General features: G+C 65.2%; 13 protein-coding genes. 4 read left to right on the forward strand and 9 right to left on the reverse strand.

What is annotated here, in order from left to right:
* From U4Y88_RS31735 to U4Y88_RS31745, 3 genes are all read right to left on the reverse strand, one after another.
* The coding region (locus U4Y88_RS31735; protein ID WP_321788747.1) for an NAD(P)/FAD-dependent oxidoreductase at window positions 1-384 on the reverse strand (384 nt) is incomplete at its 3' end.
* A 53-nt stretch (window positions 385-437) separates the two neighbouring features.
* Window positions 438-2,228, reverse strand: coding sequence for an acyl-CoA dehydrogenase (locus U4Y88_RS31740; RefSeq protein ID WP_321788749.1), 1,791 nt, complete (start codon window positions 2,226-2,228; stop codon window positions 438-440).
* A 225-nt stretch (window positions 2,229-2,453) separates the two neighbouring features.
* Window positions 2,454-3,458, reverse strand: coding sequence for an AraC family transcriptional regulator (locus U4Y88_RS31745; RefSeq protein WP_224009875.1), 1,005 nt, complete (start codon window positions 3,456-3,458; stop codon window positions 2,454-2,456).
* 302 nt (window positions 3,459-3,760) lie between these two features.
* Between U4Y88_RS31745 and U4Y88_RS31750 the strand changes: the two genes are divergently transcribed.
* Window positions 3,761-4,405, forward strand: coding sequence for a hypothetical protein (locus U4Y88_RS31750; RefSeq protein WP_321788751.1), 645 nt, complete (start codon window positions 3,761-3,763; stop codon window positions 4,403-4,405).
* Between the two features lie 30 nt (window positions 4,406-4,435).
* On the opposite strand, the gene U4Y88_RS31755 is transcribed toward U4Y88_RS31750, so the two are convergent.
* From U4Y88_RS31755 to otnI, 3 genes are all read right to left on the reverse strand, one after another.
* A complete protein-coding gene (locus tag U4Y88_RS31755; protein ID WP_321788753.1) occupies window positions 4,436-5,341 on the reverse strand; it encodes an SMP-30/gluconolactonase/LRE family protein in 906 nt (301 codons plus the stop codon).
* Window positions 5,342-5,385: 44 nt separating this feature from the next.
* On the reverse strand, window positions 5,386-6,384 hold the full coding sequence (gene denD, locus U4Y88_RS31760) for a D-erythronate dehydrogenase (protein ID WP_310632381.1): 999 nt from the start codon (window positions 6,382-6,384) through the stop codon (window positions 5,386-5,388).
* A gap of 89 nt (window positions 6,385-6,473) precedes the next feature.
* The gene (otnI, locus tag U4Y88_RS31765; protein WP_321788755.1) at window positions 6,474-7,259 is read right to left on the reverse strand and encodes a 2-oxo-tetronate isomerase; all 786 of its coding nucleotides are present in this window, start codon (window positions 7,257-7,259) and stop codon (window positions 6,474-6,476) included.
* Window positions 7,260-7,383: 124 nt separating this feature from the next.
* On the opposite strand from otnI, the gene U4Y88_RS31770 reads away from it, so the two are divergent.
* Complete coding sequence (locus U4Y88_RS31770; protein WP_321788757.1) at window positions 7,384-7,821, forward strand: hypothetical protein; 438 nt, start codon at window positions 7,384-7,386, stop codon at window positions 7,819-7,821.
* Window positions 7,818-9,104 (forward strand): serine hydrolase, encoded by a 1,287-nt coding sequence (locus U4Y88_RS31775; RefSeq protein WP_321788759.1) that lies wholly within the window; start codon window positions 7,818-7,820, stop codon window positions 9,102-9,104. Before U4Y88_RS31770 ends, U4Y88_RS31775 begins: the two co-directional genes overlap by 4 nt.
* Window positions 9,105-9,171: 67 nt before the next feature.
* Here U4Y88_RS31775 and U4Y88_RS31780 read toward each other — a convergent pair whose 3' ends face one another.
* Window positions 9,172-10,254 (reverse strand): lactonase family protein, encoded by a 1,083-nt coding sequence (locus tag U4Y88_RS31780; protein WP_321788930.1) that lies wholly within the window; start codon window positions 10,252-10,254, stop codon window positions 9,172-9,174.
* Window positions 10,255-10,560: 306 nt separating this feature from the next.
* Here U4Y88_RS31780 and U4Y88_RS31785 point away from each other — a divergent pair, with 306 nt between their 5' ends.
* Window positions 10,561-11,925: an MFS transporter gene (locus U4Y88_RS31785; RefSeq protein ID WP_224009863.1), complete on the forward strand. Its 1,365-nt coding sequence runs from the start codon at window positions 10,561-10,563 to the stop codon at window positions 11,923-11,925.
* A gap of 36 nt (window positions 11,926-11,961) precedes the next feature.
* Here U4Y88_RS31785 and U4Y88_RS31790 read toward each other — a convergent pair whose 3' ends face one another.
* Together U4Y88_RS31790 and U4Y88_RS31795 are read right to left on the reverse strand one after the other, a co-directional pair.
* Window positions 11,962-13,296, reverse strand: a complete 1,335-nt coding sequence (locus U4Y88_RS31790; protein ID WP_321788761.1) for an RNA polymerase sigma factor — start codon at window positions 13,294-13,296, stop codon at window positions 11,962-11,964.
* Window positions 13,293-13,715 (reverse strand): VOC family protein, encoded by a 423-nt coding sequence (locus tag U4Y88_RS31795; RefSeq protein ID WP_224009859.1) that lies wholly within the window; start codon window positions 13,713-13,715, stop codon window positions 13,293-13,295. Before U4Y88_RS31795 ends, U4Y88_RS31790 begins: the two co-directional genes overlap by 4 nt.
* Window positions 13,716-13,727: the final 12 nt, after the last annotated feature.

Here is a 13,727-nt window from a genome sequence, read left to right on the forward strand (position 1 = left end):
ATTCGCGAGGCTGATGACGTAATTGCCGTGATTCTTGAAGTTGTCCGGCAGCGCCCAGTTCGGCACAGCCTTAGCCCCAGTTTCGGAAAGAAAAAGGAACTTGTCCTCGGTGACGGGCACGTTCAGCGGCGCGCCTTGCTCTTTCCAGTCGGGAATCAGCTCGTCGATCGCGCGCGGATCCATGACCGCGCCCGAGAGGATATGCGCCCCGATTTCCGAGCCTTTCTCCAGGACGCACACGCCAATGTCGACGCCTTTTTCTGCTGCGAGCTGCTTCAGGCGGATGGCCGCGGAAAGCCCGGCCGGGCCGCCGCCGACGACCACGACGTCGTATTCCATCGACTCGCGTGGGCCGTATTGGGCGACCAGTTCATTCGCATTCATGCTGTGTCTCGTGGGTTTTCTTTTTCTGCCAGGCTCATTCGCGACGGCCAGTATCAGAACTGGTCCTCGGCGAGCGCGAGCACGCCTTCGCCGTCTTGCGCGCCCAGCACCGCCGTGGCGAGACCGCCCGCCTGCGAGAGCACGTGCTCGGCATAGAAATGCGCCATCGCGATCTTCGCACCGTAAAACGCGGGGTCTTCTTCATGCTTGCGCTGCGCCGCGAGCAGGCCGCGCCCGAGTTGCCAGCCGCACAACACGATGCCCGCGAGCTTCAGATACGGCACGCTGCCGACGAACACCGCGTTCGGATCGCGCTTGACGTTCTGCACCACGAAGTCCACGACATGCGCGAGCGCGTTCGCGCCTTGCTGAAGTTGCGCGCGCATCGATGCCGCCGCCGCGCCGCTCACGTTGCCCAGCGCTTCCACCGTCTGCGCGACTTCGTCGAGCAGCGCCTTCGCTACTGCGCCGCCGTCGCGCGCCGTCTTGCGGCCGATCAGGTCGTTCGCCTGAATGGCCGTCGTGCCTTCGTAGATCGCAAGAATGCGCGCGTCGCGATAGTGCTGCGCGGCGCCCGTCTCTTCGATGAAACCCATGCCGCCATGCACCTGCACGCCGAGGCTCGTGACATCGTTGGCCATTTCCGTGCTCCAGCCCTTCACGATCGGCACGAGGAATTCGAAGATGGCCTGATGACGCGCACGCACCGCTTCGTCCGCGTGCTGATGCGCGATGTCGCCATGCGCCGCCGCCACGTAGGCGAGCGAGCGCGCGCCTTCGGTCAGCGAGCGCATCGTGGCCAGCATGCGGCGCACGTCGGGATGATGAATGATCGTGACCGACGCCTTCGCCGAACCGTCGACCGGACGGCTTTGCACACGCTCCTTCGCGTAGCCGAGCGCGTGTTGATAGGCGCGTTCGGCAATCGCGATGCCTTGCGTGCCCACGCCGAAGCGCGCCGCGTTCATCATCACGAACATGTATTCGAGGCCGCGATTTTCCTCGCCGACCAGATAGCCGATCGCGCCGCCGTTGTCGCCGTATTGCAGCACCGCCGTGGGGCTCGCCTTGATACCGAGCTTGTGCTCGATCGAGACGCAATGCACGTCGTTGCGCGCGCCGAGCGAGCCGTCTTCGTTGATGAGGAACTTCGGCACGATGAACAGCGAGATGCCCTTCACGCCTTCGGGCGCGTTCGGCACGCGCGCCAGCACGAGATGCATGATGTTCTCGGCCATGTCGTGCTCGCCCCACGTGATGAAGATCTTCGTGCCGAAGACCTTGTACGAGCCGTCCGCCTGCGGCTCGGCGCGCGAGCGCACCAGCGCGAGGTCGGAGCCCGCCTGCGGTTCGGTGAGGTTCATCGTGCCGGTCCACTCGCCCGAGATGAGCTTCGGCACGTAACGCTGCTTCTGTTCCTCGCTGCCCGCCGTGAGCAGCGCCTCGATCGCGCCGTCGGTCAGCAGCGGACACAGCGCGAACGACAGGTTCGCCGCGTTGAGCATTTCGTTGCACGGCGTGCCGATCAGCTTGGGCAGACCCTGGCCGCCGTACTCGCCCGGATGTTGCAAACCTTGCCAACCACCTTCGGCGAATTGCTTGAACGCCTCCTTGAAGCCGGGCGTGGCGCGCACTTCGCCGTCGTGCCAGCTGCTGGGATTGCGGTCGCCTTCGACGTTCAGCGGCGCGAGCACTTCGGCGCACAGCTTCGCGGCCTCTTCGAGCACGGCTTGCGCGGTTTCGAAACCGGCGTCGTCATAGCCCGGCAGTTCAGCGATGGTGTCGATGCCGGCGAGCTCTTTCAGCACGAACAGCATGTCCTTGACGGGGGCGTTAAAGCTCATGGCAAACCTTTCGATCACGCGTTGAATGAGAAAGACCGCGACGGCTGGGCTCAGCGCCCGGCGCAGGCCGGTCATGTTCATCGAATCGTAGCGTCAAAGGCGCAGGCGGGGACTGTCCGATCCGGCCCATCTAGTGACAAATCTTGCCACCGCGTGACGCAGCGCACCATGCAGCGCAAGACATCCCAGGGTCAACCCGGATGCGCTTCCATGCGCAATCGAGACTCAGGCGCGCCCGCGATAGGTGCCCGGCGTGCTGCCGGTCCAGTGGCGAAACGCGCGATGGAACGCGCTCGGGTCGTCGAAACCGATATCGGCGCCGATGGCCGCGATGGTGTCCTGCGTGTCGGTCAGACGTTGGATCGCGATATCGCGGCGCAGTTCGTCCTTGAGCGCCTGGAACGCGGTGTCCTCGGCGGCGAGCTTGCGGCACAAGGTGCGCACCGAGCAATGCAGATGATCGGACGCCGCCTCGATGGTCGGCAGATCGGGCAGCGTGGTCGCGAGATACTGGCGCACCTGATGGCTCACGAGTTGTTCGCTGAACGACTCGAAGATCCAGTCGCCGGGCGAGCGCGCCAGAAATTTGCGCAGATTGCGCTTGCTCTGGCGGATCGGCATGTCGAGATAGGCGGCGCTGAAGCGCAGCAGCGGCGCTTCGCAGCCGAAGCGCACCGGCCCGGAAAAGAAGTAGCGATGATCGGCGGCGTGCGGCTGGCGCGCGCACGCCAGTTCGACTTGCAGCAGCGGAATCTTCTGCCCGATGAGCCAGGACGACACGCCATGCGCGAGCTTGAGCATCAGTTCCTGGCCGAGCGGGCCGATCGGCCCGAAAGCCGGATGCGGACGCAGTTCGACCTGGGCGACGAGTTCGCTGCGGCGCGACTCGACGCGGAAATCGTCGAGCACGATATGGAAGAACTGGCCGAAGCGATGCAGCGCCGTTTCCAGATTGCGCGCGTCGAGCAGGCTCAGGCAGAGGAATTTCAGCGTGCCGCTGCGGAACGGACGGCTGAAGATGCCGGGCATTTCGTCGTCGAGTTCGATCGCGAGCATGCGATAGAGCGTCGAGAACTGCTCCTCGGTCACGCGCGCGCCGGGTTCGTCCAGCAATTCCTCGGGAATGCCCGCCTGGCGCAGATAACGCTCGACCACTTCCGGCCGCGCGCGCGCGGCGGCGAGAAAACCGAGAACAAGCGAGATCGGGACGGTGGAGCCGGGTAATTGCATGCCAGGTCGATCCGGCGTGGGCGCCGGAGCGGAGTCGTTTCGAATCGTTCGGGTGGAGGGTCGCGCCGGTGGCGGCGTCCGGCATCGATTTTACCTGTTGGCGCCCTTTTCGATGGGATACGGCCCTGATCCTGAGCCAGATTTAAGCGGACCGCTTCAAGGGCATGTAAGGCACCCCAGGGCGACTGCCCCTAAAGAATTGGGCGCGCGCTGCCGTTATTGCACTTAGGGGTTTCTTATGCGCGCCGCAGACGATGCCCGGACACCTTCGCCGCATCGCTCAACGCCGAGGACAGGCCTTCATGCAGATCCAAGCCACCAGTTCCGCCATCGCCCCCATCGCGACGACCGCCAGCGGCTCCGCCACGACCGGTTCGAGCACGTCGAACGCCAATAACAGCGCGGCTTCGTCGAGCGCTACGAGTGCTACGGGCGATTCCTCGTCATCGGGCAGTTCGACGTCGAGCAGCACGTCGGGCACGACGTCGACTTCTTCGACGTCAAAAGGCGGTGGTGGTGGAGGCGGTGGCGGCGGTTCGTCGTCGTCGAGTTCGAGCAGCACCACGACGGCCATCGACCAGCTCAAGGCGCTGATCAAGGCGCTCGAATCGCAACTCGCTTCGCTGCCGAAAAACGGCGGCGCGGCGCAAGCGGCGAGCAGTTCCAGCAACGGCGCGAACAACAACACGAACAACAACACGAACAGCAGCACGAACAACAGCACGAACAACAGCACGAACGCCGATTCGAACGGCGACACCTCCAGCAGCCCCACCGGCGCATCGCCATCCACGAACGCCAGCGGCTCCGCGAAATCGAGCCAGGACGCGACGCTCAGCGCGGCCAACCAGATCGAAGCCGCGATCGAGACGGCGCAATCCGAACTGGTTCAATTGATGCTGGCGAGCGGCCAGAGCACGGGCGGACTGATCTCGACCACGGCCTGACCGTGCAACGGCGCTCGCGTCAGCGCAACTTCATCGCCCCGCACCGCGCACGCCCATAAACAGCGCGTACACCGACGACGTCGCCGTAATGAACAGCCGGTTGCGATGGAGCCCGCCGAACGTGAGGTTCGACACCACTTCGGGCAGCAGGATCTTGCCGAGCAATTCGCCTTGCGGCGAATAACAATGCACGCCGTCTTCGGCGCTGGTCCAGACGTTGCCCTGCTCATCGACGCGAAAGCCATCGGGCACGCCGTTCTGCATCGACATGAACACGCGCGAATTCGACAACGCGCCATCGCGCACGTCGAACACGCGGATATGGCGCGGCCCGCCGTCTACGTGCGACGCGCCCGAATCGGCGATATACAGCAGCGATTCATCGGGCGAAAACGCAAGCCCGTTGGGCTTCACGAAATCGTGCGTCACGCGGCGCGCCTCGCTCGCGCCCGGATCGAGCGCATAGACGTGACAGCCGCCGATCTCGCCTTCCGCGCGAAAGCCTTCGTAATCGCTCATGATCCCGTAGTCGGGATCGCTGAACCAGATCGTGCCGCGCGAATCGACGATCACATCGTTCGGCGAATTGAAACGGCGGCCCTGATAATGCGAGGCGAGCACCACCACGCTGCCGTCGTGTTCGGTGCGTGAAATACAGCGCCGTCCGTGCTCGCAGGTCACGAGACGGCCCTCGTTATCGCGCGTATTGCCGTTGCTGAAATTCGCATTGGCGCGAAACACGCCGACACCCACGCCGGGCGCCCAGCGCATCATGCGATTGTTCGGGATGTCGCTCCAGAGCAGATGATCGGCGGCCGGAAAATACACCGGCCCCTCGTTCCAGAGACAATCGCCCGCGATCTTCTGCAAAGGTGCGTTCGCCTGAATCAGCCAGCGAAAGCGCGCATCGTGGATTTCATACTCGTTTTTATTCATTCGTCATCCTGACTGATCGCGCGCTTTCAAACAACGATGCGCGTCTAATGATGCCCGTGATCGCGTTTGGGCAGAATATGCAGTTCGTCTTCGAGATAGGTCTGCACGATGGCGCGGAACGTCGTCTCGCCGCTGAAGCCCAGCTTCTTCGCGTGGCGCTGATTCCAGCTCGCCGGCCAGCTGCTGACGATGCGCTCGATCGTCTCGTCCGGCGCCCATTCGATGCGCGCCACCGCCTTCGGTCCCGCGAACTGGCTCAGCGTCTCGACCATTTCGTCGACGGTCACGCACACGCCGGGCAGATTCACCACACGCGAATGGCCGAGCGCCGCCGCGTTGATTTCCGCACCCATCACGATGTTTTCGATCGCGATGCGCGGCGAGAGCAGCCAGACGCGCGTCGCGCCGCTCACCGGCACCACGCTGATCTCGCGATTGAGCGGCTCGCGGATGATGCCGCTCGCAAACGACGACGCCGCGCCATTCGGCTTGCCGGGCCGCACGCTGATGGTCGGCAGACGCAGCACGCGCCCATCGACGAAACCGCGCCGTGAATAATCGCTGAGCAGCAATTCGGCCATCGCCTTCTGCACGCCATACGACGATTGCGGATTCAGCGCCGTGTCGTCCTGCACTTCTTCGGGAATATCGCCGCCATAGACCGCCACCGAACTCGTGAACACAAGTCGCGGCGCATGGCCGCGCGCGCGGCAGACTTCGAGCAGTTCGCGCGTGGCGTCGAAATTGATGCGCATGCCTTCGTCGAACGCCGCCTCCGCTTCCGCGCTCAGCATCGCGGCGAGGTGGAAGATCACGGCCGTTTCGCCGTCGATCACGCGCTCCAGCACGGCGCGCTCGGCAATATCGCCCTCCTCGATGCGTACGCGCGGATCGTCGGGTCCCGTCGCGCGCGTCACGTCGAGCAGCACGATCTCGTCGATGCGCTGCGCCACGCCGCCGATCTTCAACGTCCCGCGCGCGAGCAATTCACCCGCGAGTCGTTGGCCGAGAAATCCTGCACCGCCGGTAATCAGCACTTTCATAGTCGAACGCTCCGTTCAAGCCTGATGGAATGCACCGCATACCGCGCACGCACGAACGACTGCCTCAGGCGCGCGCCTTCATCGCATGTTCATCGCATTTTCATATAAGGCCGGATCCAGCCAAGACCGTCCGACGCCTTCGCGCGCGGCCAGTATTCGCAACCGATCCAGCCCGTGTAGCCCAGTTCGTCGATGAGCGAAAAGAGCCACGGATAATTGAGTTCCCCGCTATCGGGCTCGTGCCGCTCGGGCACGCCCGCCACCTGAATATGCCCGATTCGCGCGATATCGCGCTTGAGTTTGACCGCGAGGTCGCCCTCCATGATCTGGCAGTGGTAACAATCGAACTGCACCTGCAGATTCGGCGCGCCGACTTCGGCGCAGATCGCGTGCGCGTCGTCCTGACGATTGAGCAGATAGCCCGGCATGTCGCGCGTGTTGATCGGCTCGATCAGGATCGTGATGCCCTCGCCGCGCGCGGCCTGCGCCGCGTAGTCGAGATGCTGGAGATACAGTTCGCGCTGCTGCGCGCGCGTAGCCTCCGACGCGACGATGCCCGCCATCACGTGCAGCTTGCGATTGCCGAGCACGCGCGCGTAATCGAGCGCCTTGTCGATGCCGCGACGGAATTCGTCCTCGCGGCCCGGCAGCGAGGCGAGACCGCGCTCGCCCGCGGCCCAGTCGCCGGGCGGCGCGTTGAACAGCGCCTGCGTGAGCCCGTTTTCTTCGAGCCGCGCCTTCACTTCGGCGGCCGGATGGTCATACGGAAACAGATATTCCACGGCGTCGAACCCATCGCGCGCGGCGGCGGCGAAGCGGTCGAGAAACGCGTGCTCGTTGTACATCATCGTGAGATTCGCGGCGAAGCGAGGCATCTAGACACTCCGGTAACGGATGCGGGCGCAATCCAGCATGCTAGCGAGATTGGCGGCGTCAGTGAAGACCTCGGCGCGACGGCGGAGCGAATGCACGAGCAAGGAAGCGGGGGCGGGAGTGAGCGTGTTCATGAGCCTGCGTTGCACCGCCACGCTCGACGCGGCAGCGACGACTGCGCAGCCGGAACGCATGGGCGGGAGCATCGGCATGTTCTGGCCCATCATACAAATCGGTGCGCGAACGCAGCCATTCGCGATAACCCTGAGACCGGTAACATGCGCGCGAAACAGGCTCAACCCTGGCTCGCGAGACGGCGCTTTTGCGATCGCTTTTGCAGCCGCCTTTTCAACGCTTCATGCGCCAATTTGCAGCGATATCGACGGAAAAACGCGAAGAATGCGCGCGGCGGCGCGTTCTACCTGTACCATTGAGGCCTCGCGCGCGGTGAAACGCCTCGCGTCGCGCCGCCGCGCTTTCGTTGTTTCTCATCGCTTCTCATCGCTTTTCGTCGTTTCTCGTCGCCCTCTTTCGAACTACCCGCCTCAATTTTTCTGCCGGTGATTTCCCTCTCTCGACTTTCGCTCCTCGTTTCCACGCTCGTGCTCGCCGGCCTCACCGCCACCGCGAGCTTCGCCGCCACCACGCATCGGCATCGCGCCGATCCGCATGTGCACGCGGTCGCCAAGAAGAAGAAAATCACCCGCAAGCCGCGCTCGGCGCAACGCACCGCGCCCGCGCTCGCCACGACGAAAACGCCCGACGCGAAGCGCCGCGGCAAGCGCACGAAAGCGAAGCCCGTGCCGCATGGGCACGGCGCGCACAGCGCCCCCCACAGCGCTATCGCGCACGTGAAGCCGCACGCAAAGGCGCATGCAAAACCGCACGCGAAGCTGCACGCTAAAGCGCACGCGAAGTTGCATGCCACACCGAAGCCGAAAGCGCTGCTCAAGCAGCACACGAACCCGCCCGCAGCAAACGCGCAGGCCAGCGCCGCGAATTTCACCCCGCAGATCATCCCTTACGTCGAGCCGCACACCGCCGCGTCGAACGCAAAAGGTCCGCATCTGCTGGCGCGCTGCGGCTACACGCCCGCCTCGCGCAAGCATCTGTTCTCGCACTCGGTGTTCATCGTCGACGAGCAGACGCACACGCCGCTGTTCGCGCGCAACGCCGATTCGGTCGTGCCGATCGCCTCGGTCTCGAAGCTGATGACGGCCGTGGTCTGGCTCGATCAGCGCGACGCGCCGCTCGCGCGCCGCCTCGACGTGACCGACGCCGATCTCGACACGCTCAAGTTCACGCACTCGCGCCTCACCGTCGGGTCGAGCCTCTCGCGCGCGAACATGCTGCATATCGCGCTGATGTCGTCGGAGAACCGTGCGGCCTCGGCGCTCTCGCGCGACTATCCGGGCGGCCAGCCCGCCTTCGTGGCGGCGATGAACGCCAAGGCCGCGAGCCTCGGCATGCCGAACACGCACTTCGTCAACGCAACGGGGCTTTCGCCGCAGAACGTTTCGACGGCGCGCGAACTCGCGCGGCTCGTGCGCGCGGCCAACGGCTATCCGCTGATCCGCCGCTATTCGACCGATCATCAGGAACGCGTGCCCACCGGGCGCGGGCAGCTTCAATATGTGAACAGCAATCGCCTCGTGCGCTACAACCGCGTGCAGGCGAGCCTGCAAAAGACCGGCTTCATCAACGAGTCGGGCCACAACATGGTCATGCGCGTGATGGTGCACGGCCACCGCCCCGTGATCGTCACGATGCTCGGCAGCGCCAGCGCCGAAGGCTCGCGCCTCGACGGCGAGCGCATCAATCACTGGCTCAACTGCTCGCTGCGCTAAAGAGCCGGGTTGCGTCCGCGCACGAAAACCGGCGCGGACGCAGCGCATTCAACGCGCGTCGGCTGCTTTACTCGTTCGACCCCGTGTAACGCACGACTTCCACCCAGTTCGCGCCCTTACCCACCGGCACCTGCCCCGTCTCTTCGAGCGCGCCCGTTTTCGCGTCGATGCGGTACACGCTCATCTGCGGCGACAACTGGCCGACCGCGAACAGCCAGCGCCCGGACGGATCGATATTGAAGCCGCGCGGCTGCTTCTGCGTGGCATAAGTGCCGATGCGCGCGAGCTTGCCCGTGGCGCGATCGACGCGATACGCACCCAGCGTGCTCGACGTGCGCTCCGACGTATAAAGAAATTGCCCATCGGGCGTCAGATGCAGATCGGCGCCCCACGGTTTGTCGCCGTGAAAATCGGCGGGCAGGATCGAAATGGTCTGGATCGGCTTGACCGTATCGTGCGTGCGGTCGAACGCGAGCACGTGCAGTTTGCCGTCGAGTTCGTCGATCAGGTACACAAAGCGGCTGTCCGACGAAAACACGAAATGGCGCGGGCCCGACTTTTCGGGCAGCGCATACGCGGGCGCGGCGTCCTCGGTCAACTGGCCCGTGGCGGCATCGAAGCGCAGACGCAGCCACGCATCGGAACCCAGCACGGACGCGAACGCGTAACGGTTGTCCGCCGAGGTGCGGATCGCGTGCGCCATCGGCCCGGTCTTGATCGTCTGCTGCACGTCGCCCGCCACACCGTTTTCGCCGATGCGGTTCACCGCGAGCTGGTTGCCGCCATACGAGGCCGAGAGCAGATAGCGCCCCGTCGCGTCGGTCGAGAGATAGGCCATGCTTTCGGCGAGCGGCGCGCGGCCGAGTTCGGCGAGCCGCCCGTCGAGCGGATTGATCGCGAAGCTCACCACGCGGTACGGCTGCGAGCGCAGACCGGCGTACAGACGGCGATGATCGGGCGAGAACGTCATCGGCATGACCGTGCCGCCGACCGGCACCGTCTCGACCGCCGCGAGCGTGCCCGCGTTTTCGTCGACGCGGAACACCGAAATGTCCTGGCTATCGGCATTCGAGACATACACGAAGGTCGCCGCGTGCGCCGCAACCGCGCTTGCGATGCCCAGCACCGCGCCCATCATCCCTTGCACCATTTTCTTCCTGTTCAAATTCGCCTCCCCGGGCTTTCGTAGTCAGGGGCGCCGCTGTTAACATCTCGATCGCGGCGCCCGTCATGTTGTCGAACAACTTGGCGAACAATTCCATACTCGCGCGGCACCCTCAATACCACGTTTACCCTGAATTCTAGCGAAACATGCGTCGAGACGATTGCTCCGCCGCCGTAAGACATTGTAGGATGCCTTCTGACAAGTCGGCTCGATGTCTGACAACTCGGGCCACTCGGAGACATTCCGCGGAAACGCTCGCCCGTTCCTCCGCGCACGAACCAAGGTGAACCCATGCCGTTGAGCCGTACCGCCAGCCCGGCCGCCAGCGCAGCCGATGCCGCGAGCCGCACGAAAGTCCGCTACGTCATCCTTGCGCTGATCTTCGTCATCACCACCCTCAACTACGCGGATCGCGCGACGCTCTCGGTCACCGGCTCGGCCATGCGCGCGGAGTTCGGCTTCGACGCCATCCGCATGGGCTATATCTTCTCGGCGTTCAGCTGGGCCTATGTGCTCTCGCAGCTGCCCGCGGGCTGGATTCTCGACCGCTTCGGCGCGCGCCGCGTCTACGCCACCAGCATCTTCCTGTGGTCGCTGTTCACGCTGCTGCAAAGCACGATCGGCGTGCTCGGCAGCACGGCGGCGGCCGTCACGGCGCTGTTCGCGCTGCGCTTCGTGATGGGCGCGGCCGAAGCGCCCGCCTTCCCGGCCAACGCGAAAGTGGTGGCGAGCTGGTTCCCGACCCAGGAGCGCGGCACGGCGTCGGCGATCTTCAATTCGGCGCAGTATTTCGCGGCCGTCGTCTTCACGCCGCTGATGGCCTGGGTCACGCACGCCTACGGCTGGCACCACGTCTATCTGATGATGGGCGTGGCCGGTCTCGCGCTGGCCTTCGTCTGGCTCAAGGTCATGAAGAATCCGGCGAACCATCCGGGCGTGAATCCGCAGGAACTGGAGTACATCGAACAAGGCGGCGGCCTCGTGAACGGCCATCAGCGCAAGTCGCGCGATGGCGGCGCTGTGCAGGCGAAGGGCAACGGCTGGCGCATCATGCGTCAACTGCTCTCGAACCGCATGCTGCTGGGCGTGTATCTCGCGCAGTACTGCATCAACGTGATCACGTACTTTTTCCTGACGTGGTTCCCGATCTACCTCGTGCAGGCGCGCGGCATGACGATCCTGCAAGCGGGCCTCGTGGCGTCGCTGCCCGCGATCTGCGGCTTTCTCGGCGGCGTGCTGGGCGGCGTGATCTCCGACTCGCTGATCCGCGCGGGCTGCTCGCTCACCCTCGCGCGCAAGGCGCCCATCGTCGGCGGCATGGCGCTCTCGGCGTGTATCGTCGGCTGCAATTACGTGCACAGCGACTGGCTCGTGGTCCTGCTGATGTCGCTCGCGTTTTTCGGCAAGGGCATCGGCGCGCTGGGCTGGGCCGTGGTCGCCGACACCGCGCCGAAGGAAGCCATCGGCCTCTCGGGCTCGATCTTCAACATGTTCGGCAACGTGGCCGGCATCGTCACGCCGATCGCGATCGGCTACCTCGTGGCGAAGACCGGTTCGTTCGACAGCGCGCTGGCCTTCGTGGGCGTGAACGCGCTGATCACCGTGATCAGCTATCTCGTGATCGTGAAAGAGATCAAGCGCGTCGAGCTGGTTTGAACGCGTTTCCCGTGACGATCAGGACTATCACGACGATCAGGAAAGCCGCGCCGCGCGCGCAAGCAGCACTTCGCGGTCGCGCGCGTTCTGCGTGAGCGCGGCGGCGCGTTCGAATTCGGCGCGGGCTTCGCGCGCGCGCCCGAGCTTGTCGAGCAGATCGCCGCGCGCGGCGGGCAGCCACGGATACTGCTGAAGCACGGCTTCCCCGCGCAAACCATCGACGATATCGAGCGCCGCCTGCGGACCCTGCGCCATGCCCACGGCCACCGCGCGATTGAGCCGCACGATGGGCGACGCATCGATCAGCAACAACGCATCGTAAATGTCGACGATGCGCGCCCAGTCGGTTTGCGCCGCGCTCGGCGCGCGCGCGTGGCACGCGGCCAGCGCGGCCTGCAACACATACGGACCCACCGCCCCGCCGTCGAAGCGCCGCGCGCATTGCTCGGCGCGCGCGAGCGCCGCGAAGCCACGGCGGATCAGCAAGGCGTCCCAGCGGCTGCGATCCTGATCGGCGAGCAGCACCGCGCGGCCTTCGCGGTCGATACGCGCGGGCAGACGCGAGGCCTGCAATTCCATCAAGGCGGCAAGACCGTGCGCTTCGGCGTCGTCGGGCGCGAGTTCGGCGAGCATGCGCGCGAGGCGCAACGCTTCCTCGCAGAGCGCGGGACGCATCCAGTGCGCGCCCGACGTGGCCGCATAGCCTTCGTTGAAGATCAGATAAATCACTTCGAGCACCGACGCGAGACGCGGCGCACGCGCTGCCGCATCGGGCACCTCGAACGGCACGCGCGCCTGCGCGAGCGTGCGCTTCGCGCGCACGATGCGCTGCGCGACGGTCGCCTCCGGCACCAGAAACGCGCGCGCGATTTCGGCCGTGCTCAAGCCGCCAAGCAAACGCAGCGTGAGCGCGACGCGCGCCTCGCGCGCCAGCACCGGATGACATGCAACGAACACGAGCCGCAGCAGATCGTCGCCGATATCGTCGTTGCGCGCGGCTTCCAGGGCTTCGGCGATATCGGGCACGACGTGCGCGCCGAGCGCATCGAGATCGGCGCCCAGCGCGTCGTGCGCACGCGCGTGCGTGGCCGCGCGGCGCAGCCGGTCGAGCGCGCGATGTTTCGCGGCGGTCATGAGCCAGGCGCCCGGGTTCTCGGGGATGCCGCTCGCGGGCCAGCTTTCGAGCGCGGCGAGCAGCGCGTCCTGCGCGATGTCTTCGGCGAGTCCCACGTCGCGCACGATGCGCGCGGCGTGGGCGATCACCTTCGCGGACTCGATGCGCCACACCGCCGCAATGGCGCGGTGCGTGGCGTCACGGACATCGTCGCCGCTGCCGTCGCTGGCCGGCTCGAAGCGCTTATCGCACGTCACGAGCCGTGCGCGCCCTTCTCGACCATTTCGGGCGACATCCACATCAGTTCCCAGATATGGCCGTCGGGGTCTTCGAAGCTGCGGCCGTACATGGCGTCGCCATATTCGGTGGGCGGCCGCTTCGACGTGCCGCCCGCCGCGAGCGCCTTGTCGGTCAGCGTGTTCACTTCGTCGCGCGACTCGCACGAGAGACAAACCAGCACTTCGGTCTGCTCGCGCGCATCGACCAGCGGTTTATCGGTGAAGCCGCGCATGAAATCGGGCGTCAGCAGCATCGCGAAGATGTTCTCGCCGATCACCATGCAGGCCGCCTGCTCGTTGGTGAATTTCGGCTCGAACGTGAAGCCGACCTGGCCGAAGAAGTCCATCGAGCGCTTCAAATCGCGCACGCCCAGATTGACGAAGATGTGCTTGTGCATGATCGTGTCCTG

This window comes from Paraburkholderia sp. J94, assembly GCF_905220285.1.
Classification (GTDB): domain Bacteria; phylum Pseudomonadota; class Gammaproteobacteria; order Burkholderiales; family Burkholderiaceae; genus Paraburkholderia; species Paraburkholderia tropica_A.

Coding starts and splice junctions, on each gene's coding strand:
- U4Y88_RS31780 (WP_321788930.1), bottom strand. CDS start 10,254: ATGGTGCAAGGGATGATGGGCGCGGTGCTGGGCATCGCAAGCGCGGTT.
- U4Y88_RS31740 (WP_321788749.1), bottom strand. CDS start 2,228: ATGAGCTTTAACGCCCCCGTCAAGGACATGCTGTTCGTGCTGAAAGAG.
- otnI (WP_321788755.1), bottom strand. CDS start 7,259: ATGCCTCGCTTCGCCGCGAATCTCACGATGATGTACAACGAGCACGCG.
- U4Y88_RS31795 (WP_224009859.1), bottom strand. CDS start 13,715: ATGCACAAGCACATCTTCGTCAATCTGGGCGTGCGCGATTTGAAGCGC.
- U4Y88_RS31785 (WP_224009863.1), top strand. CDS start 10,561: ATGCCGTTGAGCCGTACCGCCAGCCCGGCCGCCAGCGCAGCCGATGCC.
- U4Y88_RS31750 (WP_321788751.1), top strand. CDS start 3,761: ATGCAGATCCAAGCCACCAGTTCCGCCATCGCCCCCATCGCGACGACC.
- denD (WP_310632381.1), bottom strand. CDS start 6,384: ATGAAAGTGCTGATTACCGGCGGTGCAGGATTTCTCGGCCAACGACTC.
- U4Y88_RS31755 (WP_321788753.1), bottom strand. CDS start 5,341: ATGAATAAAAACGAGTATGAAATCCACGATGCGCGCTTTCGCTGGCTG.
- U4Y88_RS31745 (WP_224009875.1), bottom strand. CDS start 3,458: ATGCAATTACCCGGCTCCACCGTCCCGATCTCGCTTGTTCTCGGTTTT.